Source organism: Colwellia sp. BRX10-1, from assembly GCF_014077545.1.
GTDB lineage: Bacteria > Pseudomonadota > Gammaproteobacteria > Enterobacterales > Alteromonadaceae > Colwellia_A.
Window position 1 is genome coordinate 1 of the sequence record NZ_JACGWC010000008.1, and the last position, 16,902, is coordinate 16,902.

Annotated in this window: 15 protein-coding genes; 14 read left to right on the forward strand and 1 reads right to left on the reverse strand. The window is 39.8% G+C overall.

The features are described from left to right. Nucleotides 1-289: 289 nt before the first annotated feature. On the reverse strand, nt 290-1,189 hold the full coding sequence (locus tag H4J75_RS08635) for a LysR family transcriptional regulator (RefSeq protein ID WP_182221891.1): 900 nt from the start codon (nt 1,187-1,189) through the stop codon (nt 290-292). A 313-nt stretch (nt 1,190-1,502) separates the two neighbouring features. Here H4J75_RS08635 and H4J75_RS08640 point away from each other — a divergent pair, with 313 nt between their 5' ends. From H4J75_RS08640 to H4J75_RS08705, 14 genes are all read left to right on the forward strand, one after another. Then, the gene (locus H4J75_RS08640; RefSeq protein WP_182217067.1) at nt 1,503-2,228 is read left to right on the forward strand and encodes a histidine phosphatase family protein; all 726 of its coding nucleotides are present in this window, start codon (nt 1,503-1,505) and stop codon (nt 2,226-2,228) included. Nucleotides 2,229-2,264: 36 nt separating this feature from the next. Then, complete coding sequence (locus tag H4J75_RS08645) at nt 2,265-3,035, forward strand: SDR family oxidoreductase (RefSeq protein WP_070376874.1); 771 nt, start codon at nt 2,265-2,267, stop codon at nt 3,033-3,035. 88 nt (nt 3,036-3,123) lie between these two features. Further along, nucleotides 3,124-4,239, forward strand: coding sequence for an NADH:flavin oxidoreductase (locus tag H4J75_RS08650; RefSeq protein WP_182217068.1), 1,116 nt, complete (start codon nt 3,124-3,126; stop codon nt 4,237-4,239). Nucleotides 4,240-4,365: 126 nt separating this feature from the next. Continuing rightward, nucleotides 4,366-5,574, forward strand: a complete 1,209-nt coding sequence (locus tag H4J75_RS08655) for an acyl-CoA dehydrogenase family protein (protein WP_182173479.1) — start codon at nt 4,366-4,368, stop codon at nt 5,572-5,574. 52 nt (nt 5,575-5,626) lie between these two features. Continuing rightward, entirely contained in the window at nt 5,627-6,670 is a 1,044-nt protein-coding gene (locus H4J75_RS08660; RefSeq protein WP_182221892.1) for a phosphotransferase family protein, read from the forward strand. 65 nt (nt 6,671-6,735) lie between these two features. Beyond that, a complete protein-coding gene (locus tag H4J75_RS08665) occupies nt 6,736-7,497 on the forward strand; it encodes an SDR family NAD(P)-dependent oxidoreductase (protein WP_182221893.1) in 762 nt (253 codons plus the stop codon). Nucleotides 7,498-7,546: 49 nt separating this feature from the next. Further along, nucleotides 7,547-9,352: an acyl-CoA dehydrogenase gene (locus tag H4J75_RS08670; RefSeq protein WP_182221894.1), complete on the forward strand. Its 1,806-nt coding sequence runs from the start codon at nt 7,547-7,549 to the stop codon at nt 9,350-9,352. Nucleotides 9,353-9,396: 44 nt separating this feature from the next. Next, the gene (locus H4J75_RS08675) at nt 9,397-9,858 is read left to right on the forward strand and encodes a MaoC family dehydratase (RefSeq protein WP_182217076.1); all 462 of its coding nucleotides are present in this window, start codon (nt 9,397-9,399) and stop codon (nt 9,856-9,858) included. Nucleotides 9,859-9,899: 41 nt separating this feature from the next. Next, the gene (locus H4J75_RS08680; protein ID WP_182221895.1) at nt 9,900-10,823 is read left to right on the forward strand and encodes an SDR family NAD(P)-dependent oxidoreductase; all 924 of its coding nucleotides are present in this window, start codon (nt 9,900-9,902) and stop codon (nt 10,821-10,823) included. A 48-nt stretch (nt 10,824-10,871) separates the two neighbouring features. After that, nucleotides 10,872-12,053 (forward strand): acetyl-CoA C-acyltransferase, encoded by a 1,182-nt coding sequence (locus H4J75_RS08685; RefSeq protein WP_182221896.1) that lies wholly within the window; start codon nt 10,872-10,874, stop codon nt 12,051-12,053. 82 nt (nt 12,054-12,135) lie between these two features. Further along, nucleotides 12,136-13,803 (forward strand): AMP-binding protein, encoded by a 1,668-nt coding sequence (locus tag H4J75_RS08690; RefSeq protein ID WP_182217082.1) that lies wholly within the window; start codon nt 12,136-12,138, stop codon nt 13,801-13,803. Between the two features lie 135 nt (nt 13,804-13,938). Then, nucleotides 13,939-14,364 carry a DoxX family protein gene (locus H4J75_RS08695; RefSeq protein ID WP_182221897.1) on the forward strand — a complete coding sequence of 142 codons (426 nt, stop codon included), beginning with the start codon at nt 13,939-13,941 and terminating at the stop codon, nt 14,362-14,364. 106 nt (nt 14,365-14,470) lie between these two features. Further along, nucleotides 14,471-15,592 (forward strand): zinc-binding dehydrogenase, encoded by a 1,122-nt coding sequence (locus tag H4J75_RS08700; RefSeq protein WP_182221898.1) that lies wholly within the window; start codon nt 14,471-14,473, stop codon nt 15,590-15,592. A 223-nt stretch (nt 15,593-15,815) separates the two neighbouring features. Then, nucleotides 15,816-16,874, forward strand: coding sequence for a patatin-like phospholipase family protein (locus H4J75_RS08705; protein ID WP_182221974.1), 1,059 nt, complete (start codon nt 15,816-15,818; stop codon nt 16,872-16,874). The last annotated feature ends 28 nt before the right edge of the window (nt 16,875-16,902 follow it).

The following is a 16,902-nucleotide window of genomic DNA, read 5'->3' on the forward strand; positions in this document are numbered from 1 at the left end:
GGCGTACCTAATACATCGAAAGTAAAGCGGTAACCATCGAAATGATATCGTATCAATATTCGTATGAAATAGGCACATGATCTGAACATCCTAATTATAGGTTTATTCAGACTTAAAGGACTATAACCGTATCTTTGCTGACCTTATTGGATCGTTGACGAGTTACAAAAATTTTCTCAAGTATAACTTAAATGTTAAATTTTCTCATCGTGTGACGCATTTCTCATTATTTGTGACGATCCACATTTTTTGGGCGTTAGGCAAAGGGTATATCTAGCAATAAGTGACTTTAAACGCCGGGTGTTGCTTGAATCACTTTATTTCTAAGCCATTTGTTAGCGGGTTCAAAGTCGAGGTTTGTATGCCAATAAAGATGCATATCAATATCAGGTAGTGTTACAGGTAATGGGTATATAACCAAATCGAGCAATTGCGCGTACATTTTAGCGGTTGTTTCTGTTGCCGTAAGCAACATATCGTTACCAGCTATAACCCGACATGCTGAAAATGTATGTTGGCACCGCAAACCTATTTTACGTTGTAATCCAAGACGAGCTAATTCGAAATCCTCAATGCTTGGTCCTGTTGAACGCGACGACACTAAAATATGGTCCATCGCTAAGTAGCTTTCTAAATCTAGTATTGCGTTAATTTGTGGATTATTTTTACGTGCAACGACGACTAATTTATCTTTTTCTAATTGGGTGTGTAATATATTGTCGCTAACGGGTAATAACGTATCTATGGCTAAATCAATGTCGCCACTGGCGAGTTTATTTTCCAGTTCATGGCGATTAACTCGGCGGCTACTTTGTATATTTACCCAGGGCGCTTCTTTATGAATTCTCTGTATCAAAGGCGGCAAGTAAGAAGCTTCTAAGGCAACGTGCAACGAAATGGTAAAACTTTTGCGCGAGGTCATTGGTTGAAATTGTTTTGACTGTGCTAAACATATTTGTAATTGACGTAAAGCTTCACGAACATCTGCAACTACATTATTAGCCACTACAGTAGGTCGCATTTCATTGCCTTGTCGCACAAAAAGTGGATCGTCAAAATGTGCGCGTAATTTACTCAAAGAGTGACTCACTGCTGGCTGTGACAAATTCAGTGCTGATGCTGCTTTGGTAATATTGCCTTCGCAGTAAATGGCTTCGAAGACCACAAATAAATTTAAGTCGACTTTCATCGTTATATTTCAACCTAATTCGTAAAATAAGAAATTAATATTGCCATTCTATTCATAAAATGAATAGTTAATCATTAAGTTTATTATTTAATTTAATTAGGGTCATATATTTAATCAATCGTTATTATATTTCGGCTTCTTTATTTGTAAGATGAATAGTAGGTCATAATAACTATTCATTTGTTTAATTGTTGACTGGCAATTAATATCAATATATCGAAAAAACAGATATTTAAAGAACCTCAATTAATGATGAAGATGATAATAAGCCCGCTATTAAAATCGCAACCTATTTCTGTGAAAGGGTAAACGCATGACGGCCATCTATCTTATACGTCACGGGCAAGCCTCTTTTGGTAAAGCCGACTACGACCTCTTGTCTGAAAAAGGCAGTGAACAATCGCGCTTATTGGGTAAGTATTGGCAAGCCATATCTGCACCAGAAAAGATTTACTCGGGTGATTTGCTGCGACACGGACAAACCCTAGAACATTTCTTACTGGGTTATGAAAGTGAACCATCACCTGTGATACTGCATTCAGGGTTTAATGAGTTTAATCATCAAGAATTGTTAACTTGTTATGATGCGCAATGGAAAGATTTTTCAAAAATGGCTACGATAATGAGTAAACAGCCGAGCGCAAATAAAGCTTTTCAAAAAGAGTTTGCTAATGCACTGCTTCGGTGGACAGGTGGCAACCACGACAATGAGTATAAAGAAAGTTGGAGTCAATTTAAAAAACGTTGTATTAGCGCATTACAAGATGTCATTAAGCAAGAGCTAACGGCAAGAAAAACTATTACACAAAAGAATCAACATACAAACAATATTTGTATATTTACTTCAAGTGGCACCATAGCTGTCATTATTCAGCATGTTTTAGGCTTATCTGATGAAAAAACATTAATCATCAATCAACAGTCACGCAATACTGGTGTTACTAAATTACTCTTTTCAGAAAAGAATTTAAGCATTGATTATTTTAACAATTATAGTCATTTGACCCTAGCAGGTGAAGACTGGGTGACGTTTAGATAATCGATAATATATTAGCAATTAAGAAGGAGACTTAACATGAACAAGATTAACTTATTCGATCTAACAGGAAAAATCGCTTTGGTTACTGGCGCAAGTCGTGGCATTGGTGAGCAAATAGCTAAATTACTGGCGCAAAGTGGCGCCCATGTCATTGTTTCTAGCCGTAAAGTTGAAGGTTGCCAAACTGTTGTTGACGATATTATTGCCGCGGGTGGCAGCGCTCAAGCTATACCTTGTCATATTGGCGAAATGGACCAAATCGAAAACATTTTTTCTTTGATTAAAGAACAACATGGCAAGCTTGATATTTTAGTTAATAACGCCGCGGCTAATCCCTATTTTGGCCATGTGTTAGATACTGATTTAAGTGCTTTTCAAAAAACAGTCGACGTCAATATTCGCGGATATTTTTTCATGTCTGTTATTGGGGCAAAGCTAATGAAAGAAAATAATGGTGGCGCTATTGTCAATGTGGCTTCTATTAACGGTGTTATTCCTGGTGACTTTCAGGGGATTTATTCCATTACCAAGGCCGCGGTTATCTCTATGACTAAGACCTTTGCCAAAGAGTGTGCTCAATTTAATATTCGAGTTAATGCTTTATTACCCGGCGGCACCGATACAAAATTTGCGTCAACATTAGTCAATAATCCCAAGATACTTGAACAAATGTTGCATCACGTGCCGATGAAGCGTATTGCGCAGCCTGAAGAAATGGCTGGCACTGTACTTTACTTGGTTTCAAATGCATCAAGTTACACGACAGGTACTGCGATTAACGTTGATGGTGGTTATTTAATTGGCTAGACAATAAAGTGATTAACAAGGCTCTAGCAACCGTTGACATTAATTTGTCTGCTGCAATATTTAGTATTAATAAATTTCAGGAAACACAATGAGTAATAGTAATTCAGCCAAACTTTTTGAATCATTTTCATCAGGTGCACTCACGTTAAAAAATCGTACGGTTATGGCTCCGATGACTCGGACCTTTTCGCCTAACTATATTGCCAATAACGATGTTGCAAAATATTATCGACGCAGAGCAGAAGGTAATGTCGGTTTAATTATTACCGAAGGTACTTTTATTTCGCATAAAGCGGCTAATGGCTATGAGCGAGTTCCTGCTATTTTTGGTGAAGAAGCTTTAGCTGGCTGGAAACATGTTGTCGATGAGGTACATGCGGCTGGAGGTAAAATCGTGCCACAAATTTGGCATGTTGGTTCAGTGAGAAAAGAAGGTATTGGCCCAGATAAATCAGTACCTGCCTATAGTCCATCTGGCTTATATAAACCCGGTGCCCCCAATGGTATTGAAATGAGCCAAGCCGATATTGACGAAGTTGTTGCTTCTTTTGCGCAAGCTGCTCTCGATGCTAAAAATATTGGCTTTGATGGCGTTGAAGTTCATGGTGCTCATGGTTACTTGGTTGATCAGTTCTTCTGGGAAGGCACAAATCAACGTAATGATGGCTACGGTGGTTCATTAGAAAATCGTACCCGTTTTGGTGTTGAAATTGTTCAAGCAATTCGCGCCGCTGTTGGTGAAGATTTTCCTATTATCTTTAGATTTTCTCAATGGAAGCAACAAGACTACAATGCAAAACTTTGCCAAACACCCGCAGAGTTAACGACTTTTTTAACACTATTAAGTGATGCTGGGGTCGATATATTTCATGCGAGCACCCGCCGTTTTTGGTTACCAGAATTTGAAGGCTCGACGCTGAATTTAGCCGGATGGACGAAAAAAATAACCCATAAACCGGTAATAACCGTGGGCAGTGTTGGGCTCGACAGTGACTTCACCGGTGAAGGTAGTATGGACCTGGGCGGTGCTTCTAACCCAACCGGAATTGATGGTTTATTAACGCGCCTAAATAATGATGAATTTGATTTGGTTGCTATTGGTCGAGCGTTATTAGTCGATCCAGAGTGGGTTAATAAAATACGAGATAAAAAAGAAGACCAAATAGCCCCGTTTAATAAAGAAGCGTTAATGAAGTTAAGTTAAATAAATTAAGTCAGTTGTCGGTTGATTAATCAACTTTCAACCGACAATGATTTTTGAATATCGTGACAAAAAAATTCTCACTGCACTCGTTAGTAAACGGGCGCTATTAAATTATAGGGATCTCTCATGGATTTTGAATACAGTGACAAAGTTAACGCATTAATAAATCGTGTAAATTTATTTATGGATAAATATGTTTATCCTGCTGAACAGAAAATGCATGAACAAGTTGCACAAGAGCCTTGGTCAACACCGCCGTTAATGGAAGAGCTAAAAGCGAAAGCAAAAGCAGAAGGGCTATGGAATTTATTCTTACCTTTGAGTTATGGCAAATATAGTGCGGGTTTAACTAACTTAGAATATGCACCTTTAGCTGAAATTATGGGTAAAGTGATGTGGGCGCCAGAAGTGTTTAATTGTGCGGCTCCTGATACAGGCAATATGGAAGTTCTCGCTAAATATGGTAGTGAAGCCCAGAAAAAGCAGTGGCTAGAGCCGCTACTTGAAGGAAAAATCCGTTCCGCTTTTGCCATGACAGAGCCTGAAGTTGCTTCAAGTGATGCGACCAATATTGAATTACGTATCGAACGTGACGGTGATGAATATGTCATTAACGGTAAAAAGTTTTACATCAGTGGCGCGTGCCGTAAACAATGTGAAATTATGATCGTTATGGGTAAAACCGACCCCGACAATGAAAATCGTTATATTCAACAATCGCAAGTGCTAGTGCCAATGAGAACACCCGGTGTCACTATGGTTCGCCCAATGAAAGTGTTTGGCTATGATGATTCGCCAGAAGGACATGCTGAAATTATTTTTGAAAATGTTCGAGTGCCTATCGACAATATTATTGTTGCTGAAGGTAAAGGGTTTGAAATCGCGCAAGGGCGTTTAGGTCCTGGTCGTATTCATCATTGTATGCGTTCGATTGGTATTGCTCAACGTGCGTTAGATTTAATGTGTAAGCGTGTTAATGAACGAATTGTCTTTGGTCGTCCGATGATAAAACAACAATCAATACGCGAAGATATTGCTATTTCAGCTTGTCAAATTGAACAAGCGCGTTTGATGACGTTAAAAGCGGCGCAAAAAATGGACCTTGAAGGTAATAAAGCAGCCAAAGATATTATTGCCATGATAAAAATAGTTGCACCGAATATGTCGCTTGACGTTATTGACCGAGCTATTCAATGTCACGGTGCGGTAGGGGTTAGTCAGGATACTTTTTTAGCGCATGCTTATGCGGCTCAAAGAACCTTGCGTTTAGCAGATGGTCCTGATCAAGTTCACATGATGCAACTTGGACGAGATTTAGTAAAAAAATCGACATAACATTAAATGATTATTGAAATTAATCGTCTTAAATCTGAAAGAGAATAAATACATGGCAGCAAACGTACCTTTTGATGTTGAAAAACTCACCGCTTACCTAGCACTTCATCTTGATGGTTTTATCGGTCCCATTACGCTTGATAAATTTTCAGGCGGACAATCTAATCCAACCTATAAAGTGATAGCGCAGTCCGGAATATTTGTCTTGCGCAGCCAACCGCCAGGAAAACTCCTAAAATCAGCACATGCGGTTGACCGTGAATATAAAGTGCTAGCCGCGTTAAAATCTTCAGACGTTCCTGTCGCCGAGGTTTATCACCTTTGCGAAGATACTAGCATTATTGGCTCGATGTTTTATCTGATGGAATATTGTGATGGTAGCGTTTATTGGAGTGCCTCATTAGCAGAAGTCAAAACTAATGAATATCGCAGTAAAATGTATGACGCAATGAACAATGCTTTGGTTGCTTTACATCGCATCAATGTTGAAAGTGTTGGCTTAAGTGAGTACGGAAAAGCAGGTAATTATTTTCAACGTCAATATGATCGTTGGTCTGCGCAATATCGTGCCTCAGAACTCAAAAAAATAATAGCGATGGACAAGTTAAACCAATGGCTTGAAGTTAATTTACCCGCAGATGATGGCAAAGTTTGTTTAGTCCATGGCGACTTTCGCTTAGACAACATGATGTTTGCCAAAGACAAACCAGAAATTATAGCCATTCTTGACTGGGAGCTCTCAACCTTAGGACATCCGTTTTCTGATTTAGCCTATCAATGTATGGGATTACGTATGCCCCAAGGTATTGGCAGTATCGATGGCTTAAAAGGGGTAGATAGAGCCAGTCTGGGCATTCCAACGGAAGAAGAATATGTGGCAACCTATTGTCAGCGTATGGGCATTGAAAAGATAGATAACTGGACATTTTATCTCGCCTTTAGTTTTTTCAGGTTAGCCGCCATTGTTCAAGGTGTTGCCAAAAGAGCGTCACAGGGCAATGCGTCGAATGAAAATGCCAGTAAAATTGGTCAGTTTGTCGAACCTCTAGCACTGATGGCTCTTGAGATAATAGCGCAAGAAAAGGTCAGAAAATAGCCGCTAGCTATTCAATTTAGCACCATGATAATAAACACGTTCAAATAATATTTTAAGGAAAAAAAATGGATCCATTATTAGATTTTACCGGAAAAGTTGCTGTTATTACGGGTGCTGCTCAGGGGTTTGGTATGTTATTAGCACAAGAGTTAGCTCAGCGTGGTGCTAAGTTAGTGATCAGTGATATTAACGAAGCAGGTGTTAACAAGGTGGCCAACGATATTGCAGCCTCAGGTGCTGAGGTGTTCGGCCTTCAATGCGATGTTGCTAACAATGCAGATTGTAAAGCTATGGTCGACTTAGCCATTGAAAAATTTGGTCGTGTTGACATTGGTGTTAATAATGCAGGTGTTGCTCATGATTTTCATGCGTTACACGAAATTGACGAAGCCCTGATGGATAGACAATTTGCCGTTAATGTTAAAGGTGTGCAGTTTGGCATGAGTCATCAAATTAAGCAGATGTTAACGCAACAAGGTGGCGCCATTTTAAACGTTAGCTCAATGGCAGGTCTTGGCGGTGCGGCAAAAGTTGCGGCTTACTCTATGGCAAAGCATGCCGTTATTGGTTTGACAAAAACGGGCGCTGTTGAATATGGTCGCCATAATATTCGTATCAATGCGATATGTCCTTTTTTTACCTTAACTAAAATGGTCACTGACATGGCCGATGAAAGTATGCAAAGTAAAATGAGTTTAGGTGCGCCAATGAAGCGTTTAGCCGAGCCTAAAGAAGTTGTTGCCGTGATGCTAATGATGCTGTCACCCGCGAACACTTATATGACCGGGCAATGTATCGCGATTGATGGCGGTGTATCAGCGCAGTAAACAATAATCTTGTGTTACTTTTTTAAATAGTTAATAAGAAGAGACCCGAATGGCCAGTGAATTAATGAATCAACGAGATATTGAATTTATGCTGTATGAATTCTTTGATAGTGAGTCTCTTTTAAAAAGAGAACGTTATCAAGATCATGACCGGCATACATTTAACGAAGTTATTGCTACGGCTAAAACTATAGCAGAAAAACATTTCTTACCTATTCGTCAAAAACTTGATACTCACCAACCGACGTTTGACGGTAAAAAGGTACATTTAATTCCTGAGCTCAAACCCGCTATTGATGCCGTTATTGCCTCGGGTTTATCTTCAGCGACCGCAGATTATGAAACCAGTGGTATGCAACTGCCGCCAATCATCGCCAGCATCGCTACTTCATATTTAACTGTCGCTGGTGGTGTCGGTTTAGGTTACAACATGTTAACTACCGCGAATGCTAATTTACTTAGCGCGCATGGCAGTGAAGACCTCATCGAAAAGTGGGTAAAACCAATGCGAGCGGGTCGTTTTATGGGCACAATGGCGATGACAGAGCCGGGCAGTGGTTCAGGCTTAGGTGATTTAATCACTAAAGCGACTAAGGCCGAAGGCGGTAGCTATCGCATTAGTGGTAATAAAATTTATATATCGGGTGGTGATCATGATCTCAGTGAAAATATTGTTCACTTAGTGCTTGCGAGATTAACCGGAGCGCCAAAAGGGATAAGAGGTATTTCGCTTTTTGTTGTACCAAAATTTTTGCTTAATGACGATGGCTCAATTGGCGATGACAATGAAGTCGCCTTATCCGGACTATTTCATAAAATGGGCGGGCGGGCTCAAACTTCCACTGCGTTGAGTTTTGGAGAAAAGAACGGCTCTGTTGGTTACTTAGTGGGGGAAGAAAACCAAGGGCTCAAATATATGTTTCATATGATGAATGAAGCACGCATTATGGTTGGAACCAGTGCGGCGGTTATCGGTATAGCAGGTTACTTGTACTCATTAGATTATGCTAAAAATCGGCCACAAGGTCGTTTACCCTCGAGTAAAGATCCACTATCACCTATGGTTAATATTATCGAACATGCCGATGTACGAAGAATGCTTCTCGCACAAAAAGCTTACGCAGAGGGCGCATTTTCATTAGTACTTTATGGCACACAATTGAGTGATGATGAGAAAACAGCAGCTAGTGCTGAAGAAAAAGAGCACGCGCATCTCTTATTAGACTTTCTTACCCCTATTATTAAAACATGGCCCTCTGAATATGGTACTAAAGCCAATGACCTAGCCATTCAAGTACTCGGTGGTCATGGCTATATTAATGAACACCCCGTGGAATTATTTTATCGTGATAATCGTTTAAACGCTATTCATGAAGGTACAACGGGTATTCAGTCGTTGGACTTATTAACGCGAAAGGTGCCAATGAATAAGATGGCAGGATACTTAGCAACGTTAACTGAAATAAATATAACGATAGAACAAGCCAAAAATTATCAAAGTTTAACTGAATTTAGCCAACAACTAACGGCAGCGGTAAAAAGTTTACAGCTAACTACCGAAGCACTATTAACCGCCATGACCAGCAAAAATATTGATTTAGCTTTAGCTAATTCGGTTAAATACCTCGAGTTGTTTGGACATGTGATCGTCGCTTGGTTATGGCTCAAACAAGGCCTTGTTGCCACGAAAGCGCTTGAAAATAAACCACACCAAAGTGATGAAAATTTCTATCAAGGAAAACTGCAAACCTTACAGTATTTCTACAGGTTTGAATTACCGCAAATAGCGTTATGGTCAGCGCTGTTAATAGACAGTGATGACAGCACTTATCAGATGAAAGCTGAATGGTTTTAAAGAGTCATTAAAAATAGCAGTTAAATAAATAATAGAGACACCTTATGCCAACTATAATTAACAAAGAAGAATTAGCAAATTATATAGGTTTTCAAGCTAAACCAACGCCTTGGCACTTAGTTACTCAGCAACAAATTGATCAATTTGCTGATTGTACACTCGATCATCAGTTTATCCATGTTGATGAAGAAAAGGCAAAAGCGACACCCTTTGGCGGTACTATTGCTCATGGTTTCTTATCGCTATCAATGCTCTCTCATTTTGCTGAAGACTTTAGCGTTATCATTGACGGATTTTACATGGGCTTAAATGCCGGTTTTGACAAGGTGAGATTTTTGCAACCCGTTGCGGTCAATAGTCGTATTCGAGCACATGCAACAACGTTGGCGATTGAAGAAAAAAAACCAGGACAATATCGTTTGTCTACCCAAGTAAGTGTTGAAATTGAAGGCAGTGAAACACCTGCGCTAGTCGCACAGTGGATTTCAGTACAAATGGTAAAATAACATGGCTAAAAAGTAATTTTAAAGTATTTTAAGGAAATATCATGACAATCAGTTTTATAGGAAAAGTCGCTATAGTTACCGGCGCAGGTAATGGATTAGGTCGCTCACATGCCTTAGCGCTTGCTGCGCGTGGCGCAAAAGTCGTTGTTAATGATTTAGGAGGTGCGCGCGATGGTAGCGGGGCGTCTTCACAAGCATCACAAGATGTTGTGCGTTTAATTGAAGAAAAGGGTGGAGAAGCCATCAGCCATGGCGCAAATGTTGCGAACTTTGATGAAGTAAAAGACATGGTTAATCAAGCCATGGAAAAATGGGGTCGTGTTGATATATTAATCAACAATGCCGGTATTTTAAGAGATAAATCCTTTACTAAAATGACCTTAGCAGACTTTTCCTTGGTGATGGATGTTCATGTGATGGGCAGCGTTAATTGTACTAAAGCTGTTTGGGATATCATGCGTGAACAAAACTATGGCCGTATTGTGATGACAACCTCATCCAGTGGCATGTATGGTAATTTTGGCCAAGCTAACTACGGCGCAGCTAAAATGGCAGTTTTAGGGTTAATGAATACGTTATCGATTGAAGGATTTAAAAATAACATTAGGATTAACGCGCTTGCCCCAACTGCTGGCACACGTATGACTGAGGACCTAATGCCTGAAGACATTGTAAAAGCATTTACTCCTGAAGCGGTAACGGCTGGTTTGCTAACCCTTTGCGATGACGATGCGCCGACCCGCTTTATTTTATGTGCAGGTGCGGGCGGTTACTCAAGTGCAAGCATGTTTGAAACTCAAGGTTGTTTTATCCCACAGTCGTCACAAACACCAGAATCTGTGCGCGGACAGTGGTCACAGTTAACTGATGAAACAGGCCAAGCAGCTTTATCTTCTGGATCAAAACAAGGTGAGAAATTTGTCAGCAAAGCTATGGCTTATATGAAGTCACAGCAGCAAAAGTAAATATGACAACTTGTTTGTCGTTCACATAATAATTAAAAAGGAATACTGATGAGAGAAGCCGTAATAGTATCTGCCGCACGTACCCCGATAGGTAAAGCATACCGAGGTGCCTTTAATGATTTATCGGCGCCAACTTTAGCGGCTATTGCGGTTAAAGCCGCCGTTGAAAGAGCAGGAATCGATGCCAATGAAATTGAAGACTGTATTTTTGGTGCCGCTCTAACGCAAGGTAATCAAGGGATGAACTTTGGTCGGCAAGTGGCAATGGCGGCTGAGTTGCCGGTTTCTGTACCTGGCATGACTGTCGATCGTCAATGTTCGTCAGGCTTAATGTCTATTGCTATTGCGGCCAATCATATTGTTTGTGATGGCGCACAAGTGGTGCTTGCAGGCGGTTGCGATTCCATTAGTTTGGTACAAAACGATAAAATGAATATGTATAGAGCTGTTGACCCAAGTGTTAAAGCCTATCGACCAGCTACTTATATGCCGATGCTTGATACGGCTGAAATCGTTGCCAATCGCTATAGTATTTCTCGAGCAGAGCAAGATGCCTATGCACTTAAATCTCAACAACGTACCGCCGCAGCGCAACAAGCGGCTAGGTTTGATGATGAAATTGTGCCGGTGACCTGTACTAAACTGGTTATGGACAAGGCGACGGGTGATATCAGTAAAGAAACGGTCACTTTAACTAAAGATGAAGGTAATCGTCCATCAACAACGTTAGCAGGACTGTCGGCTTTAAAGGCGGTCAAAGATAATGGCGCTATTACGGGCGGCAATGCTTCGCAGTTATCCGATGGCGCTGCAGCCGTTGTTCTAATGGAACGAGGTTTAGCTGAGCAGAGAGGCCTTAAGCCTTTAGGTGTCTATCGTGGCATGGTCGTTGCCGGTTGTGAACCCGATGAAATGGGGATTGGGCCGATTTATACAATACCCAAATTGTTAGCGCGTAATAACTTAACGATTGACGATATCGGTTTATGGGAAATCAATGAAGCTTTTGCGGTACAAGTTTTATATTGTGCGACTAAATTAGGCATTCCTGAAGATCGTCTTAATGTAAATGGTGGTGCAATTTCTATTGGCCATCCTTATGGTATGAGTGGCACACGTATGGTGATGCACGCACTGATTGAGGGAAAACGTCGTGGAATTAAATATGTTGTGATCAGCATGTGTATTGGTGGTGGACAGGGCGCAGCGGGTCTGTTTGAAGTACTTTAACCGTTTTAATTAAAACATTTACCGTGGCGTAACTATAATAATAATGCCACGTAAACAATTTGTGATTGGGGAGATAAATATAATGGAAAAAATTTGGCTTGAAAAGAGTTACCCACCTGGTGTTGATTTCGAAATAGACCCAGATAAATATAACTCATTAGCAGATTTATTTACTAAATATACTAAGTTATATCAAGATAACACCGCTTTTATTAATATGGGAGCAAGCATTAGTTATCAAGAACTTGGTCAACAAGCTCATGACTTTGCGGCTTATTTACAACAAGATTTAGGATTAGTTAAAGGTGATAGATTCGCGATTATGATCCCCAATCTTCTTCAATACCCTATCGCATTATTTGGTGCCTTATTAGCTGGACTTACCGTGGTGAATGTTAACCCGTTATACACAGCACGTGAATTAGAGCATCAGTTAAAAGACTCAGGCACTAAAGCTATTCTCATCCTCGAGAATTTTGCCCATGTCCTTGAAAAAGTTATTGATAAAACCGATGTTAAACATATTGTTCTTACGGCTGTAGGTGACAGGTTAGGGGCAGTTAAAGGGTTACTTATTAACAGTGTACTCAGGCATGTTAAAAAGCAGGTGCCTGCTTTTAATTTTCCTGGAGCAGTCAGATTTAATCAAGCGATGACAAAAGGAGCTAAATTAACCTTTAGTCCTGTCAAAGTGGTTGGTTCAGATCTAGCCTTCTTACAATATACCGGTGGCACGACGGGCCCATCAAAAGGAGCCATGCTTACCCATCGCAATATGGTAGCTAACCTCGAACAATCAAATGCGGCGACTAAAAATATATATGAAGTAGGCAAAGAAATTATGGTGACAGCCTTACCGCTTTATCATGTCTATGCGCTAACGTCTAATTGCTTATGTTTTATGCCTTTTGGCGGTACTAATATTTTAATTACCAATCCAAGAGATATGAAAGGCTTTGTTAAAGAGCTCGCTAAATACCCTTTTACTATTATCACGGGTGTAAATACTTTGTTTAATGCTTTATTACATACCCCTGGGTTTGACCAACTTGATTTTAGCCCATTAAAACTTGGTTTTGGTGGCGGAATGTCAGTACAACGTCCGGTAGCCGAGCTTTGGGAAAAAGTCACTAAAACAAGATTGTTAGAAGGTTATGGTTTAACAGAGTGTGCGCCATTAGTGACGATGAGCCCTTTTAATCAACAAAGCTATAACGGCTCTATTGGCTTACCTGTTTCTTCGACCGATATTCGCTTAATTGGCGATAATGGTGAGGAAGTTGCGCTAGGTGAGCCCGGTGAGATGTGGGTTAAAGGTCCTCAGGTGATGAAAGGTTATCACAACCGACCCGATGCAACCGAAGAAGTGCTCAAAGATGGTTGGCTAGCTACCGGCGATATTGCCACCATGGATGAAAATGGCTTTTTTAAAATTGTTGACCGAAAAAAAGACATGATCAACGTCTCAGGCTTTAATGTTTTTCCTAATGAAATTGAAGAAGTACTCGTTATGCATGATGGTGTACTTGAAGCCGCTGCTATTGGTATTCCACACGACACAACGGGAGAAGCGGTTAAGGTTTTTATTGTCAGGAAAAATCCTAATTTAGCAGAGCAAGATATATTTGATCATTGTCATGAAATGCTAACAAACTATAAACGTCCTAAGTTGATAGAGTTCATCGATGAGCTACCCAAAAGTAATGTCGGAAAAGTTTTACGAAAAGAGTTACGTAAGGACGTTGCATAAATAGACTAGGTTAACTTTTTTCTAGAACTAAATCGATTGGATATATACGCCTACGGCTAGTGTTATGCTAGTCCTTAGGCGTTTTTTATTCTGCTAGGAAGCTAAAAAACTCATTAACACGATAAGGATTTACCCTTGAATATTTTAGAAAATAGCTGTCTTTTGTTGGGACGTTTACTGATGGGGTTTTACTTTATTATCCCTGCGATAAGTAAAATTAACAAATTTGAGGGCACCAGTGTCTACATGGAGCAGCACAATGTTCCTATGGTATCGTTATTATTAGTGTTAACCATTATTATTCAATTGGTTTGTGGAGTGGCTATCATTGTTGGTTTTAAAGGTAAAGTGTCTGCTTTTATATTAGCGGGTCTAACCTTGTTGATCAGCCTATTTATGCATGACTTTTGGGGAATGACAGAAGGTGTGGCGCGGAGTCACGAATTACAAAACTTCTTTAAAAATATGGGCATAATAGCCGGTTTATTAATAATAACTGGCCTAGGAACCGGCAAATTTAGTCTTGAGGGTCGTAAAGTGACTGAGCCTGAAAGGCGCTAATGGAAGTAATCGTTATTGTAGCCAAGACAACACGCAAGGTAGCACCTAACGCTATCAAAATTACCACGTCATAAAACGACAACAAACAGCTGGAGAATATCTTATCATGACAAACTCAAAACAATTATTTACTCATATTTCTGCAAGCGGAACACTTGAACTATCTTTAAAAGAGGTCGAGGTAGCGACACCTAAATCCCATGAAGTGATCGTTCGTATTGAAGCCGCTCCCATTAACCCATCTGATATGTGGCCGATGTTTGGACCTGCTAATTTAGCCGAGGCGGTATTAAGTGCAGATAAATTAACGCTCAGTGCACCTGTGCATAGCAGTATACTACCTCGAATTAAATCTCGTTTAGATCAAGTATTACCTATTGGTAATGAAGGCGCAGGTACCGTGATTGCTGCCGGTGATAGTGACGCTGCTCAGTCGTTAATGGGGAAAACAGTCGCGGTTTTAACCGGAGGCGCCTATGCCCAATATTGTTGCGTACCCGCACAAGCTTGTATTGTTCACCATGAGGGGACTACAGCTAAGCATGCTGCTTCTTCTTTTGTAAATCCTTTAACTGCTTTAGGTATGGTAGAAACCATGCGTATGGAGGGGCACAGTGCATTAGTGCATACCGCTGCAGCGTCAAGTCTAGGACAAATGCTGAATAAAATATGTTTGGCACAAGACATTCCTTTGGTCAATATTGTTAGAAGTCAGCAACAAGCCGATATACTTAAAGCAATTGGTGCTCAATATATTTGTGATTCATCTAGTAAAACCTTCAAGGCTGATTTGTATAAAGCGATTGATGAAACAGGGGCAACTTTAGCCTTTGACGCAATAGGTGGTGGAGAAATTGTCAGTGATATCCTGAACGCTATGGAGCAGTCTGGCAGTAAAGACGCTGTTGGCTTTAATACTTATGGTTCAGAGACAAATAAACAAGTTTATATTTATGGGGGGTTAGACTTCACCCCAAGTATCTTAAATCGCGCTTACGGAATGACATGGGGCATAGGCGGTTGGTTATTGATGAGCTTTTTGAGCAAGTTGCAACCACAACAAATCGCAAAATTACAAAAGCAAGTGGCCGATGAGATAAAAACCACTTTTGCTTGTGCGTTTACTGACGAATTAAGTTTTGAACAAGCGATGACCCCAACGATTGTTTTACAATACAATGCTAAGAAAACAGGCGAAAAATATCTGATTAATCCCAATAAAAAATAGTTCACCTCTGTTAGGAGACTGAACGCTTTGGGTTTAGTCTCCTCATTTGTGCTTTTCACTATCTTAAGCTTGGTTATATTTCTCGTTTTCGTTAACTCGAATTCATTTGGTGAATAATGAACCATAAGTACTATTCATTTGTTTAATTTATTTCTAACGTTTACCATAGCTTAGAGATTATAATGATTTATTATTGTCACCAAAAAGTGAACAACAAAATAATATGTTAGAAATATATGCTGGCGATTCAGCCATGAAGACGATTAAAGAAAATGGATTTTCACCTGACTTATTTAGCTCTTTTTTAGCGGCGAGTGGTGGACCTAAATGGTTTACTTTATATGGTTTAGATAAATATCTCTTTAGTGAGTTTTTTAAAAATAGAGAACAAGCATTAAACCTTATTGGCTCAAGTGTTGGTGCTTTTAGAAATGCATGTTTTGCTCAAAAAGATCCCATCGCTGCAATAGAGCGTCTCGCAAAAAATTATCATGAAACTACCTACACGGCTAAAGCCAAGCCCGCAGAGGTTAGCGAAAAAGCACTAGAAATGATGGATGCTATTTTTGGCGAATCAGGCGAGCAAGAAATTGTTGATAACCTCCATTTTAAAGCGCATATCATCGTTGCTAAATGTAACGGTTTTGTTGCTTATGAAAATAAATTTATTCAGGGACTTGGCCTAGCAAAAAGCTATGTTTATAATCGCATCAGCCGCCCACGCTTAAATAGCCAATATGAGCGTTATATTTTTCAGTCGAGCCATAGTAACCTTGAGCTTAGCGATCCTGATAACATACCCACATCCCGTCTACCTTTTTCAACAGGTAATATTCGTAACGCGTTACTCGCATCAGGTTCAATACCCTTAGTGATGCGGGGTATTAGCGATATTGAAAACAGTCCAAAAGGTATGTATCGAGATGGTGGTATTGTTGATTATCATTTTGATTTTGAGATTAAAAATCCAGGATTAACACTTTACCCCCATTTTAGCTCATCACTTAAGGCGGGTTGGTTTGATAAAAGTTTAACAAGAAAAGTAAGATTAAAAAACTACGACAATACGGTGTTGATTTGTCCTTCTGCTAAGTTTATTGACGCATTACCTCATCATAAAATTCCTGACAGAAACGACTTCATTGCCATGAACCGCAAACAGCGAATGTGGTATTGGCAAAAAGTGATGAATGACAGCGAAAAGTTAGCGGAGTCATTTGATCAGATTTATAAAAATCAACAGTTAAACCTTATAAAAAATATAAATCAGTTATTGGCATAGTCTCTTAATAAAGAGTCGTCAATTACAT

Coding starts and splice junctions, on each gene's coding strand:
- H4J75_RS08685 (WP_182221896.1), top strand. CDS start 10,872: ATGAGAGAAGCCGTAATAGTATCTGCCGCACGTACCCCGATAGGTAAA.
- H4J75_RS08640 (WP_182217067.1), top strand. CDS start 1,503: ATGACGGCCATCTATCTTATACGTCACGGGCAAGCCTCTTTTGGTAAA.
- H4J75_RS08690 (WP_182217082.1), top strand. CDS start 12,136: ATGGAAAAAATTTGGCTTGAAAAGAGTTACCCACCTGGTGTTGATTTC.
- H4J75_RS08645 (WP_070376874.1), top strand. CDS start 2,265: ATGAACAAGATTAACTTATTCGATCTAACAGGAAAAATCGCTTTGGTT.
- H4J75_RS08680 (WP_182221895.1), top strand. CDS start 9,900: ATGACAATCAGTTTTATAGGAAAAGTCGCTATAGTTACCGGCGCAGGT.
- H4J75_RS08675 (WP_182217076.1), top strand. CDS start 9,397: ATGCCAACTATAATTAACAAAGAAGAATTAGCAAATTATATAGGTTTT.
- H4J75_RS08660 (WP_182221892.1), top strand. CDS start 5,627: ATGGCAGCAAACGTACCTTTTGATGTTGAAAAACTCACCGCTTACCTA.
- H4J75_RS08635 (WP_182221891.1), bottom strand. CDS start 1,189: ATGAAAGTCGACTTAAATTTATTTGTGGTCTTCGAAGCCATTTACTGC.
- H4J75_RS08655 (WP_182173479.1), top strand. CDS start 4,366: ATGGATTTTGAATACAGTGACAAAGTTAACGCATTAATAAATCGTGTA.
- H4J75_RS08705 (WP_182221974.1), top strand. CDS start 15,816: ATGTTAGAAATATATGCTGGCGATTCAGCCATGAAGACGATTAAAGAA.
- H4J75_RS08670 (WP_182221894.1), top strand. CDS start 7,547: ATGGCCAGTGAATTAATGAATCAACGAGATATTGAATTTATGCTGTAT.
- H4J75_RS08700 (WP_182221898.1), top strand. CDS start 14,471: ATGACAAACTCAAAACAATTATTTACTCATATTTCTGCAAGCGGAACA.
- H4J75_RS08665 (WP_182221893.1), top strand. CDS start 6,736: ATGGATCCATTATTAGATTTTACCGGAAAAGTTGCTGTTATTACGGGT.
- H4J75_RS08650 (WP_182217068.1), top strand. CDS start 3,124: ATGAGTAATAGTAATTCAGCCAAACTTTTTGAATCATTTTCATCAGGT.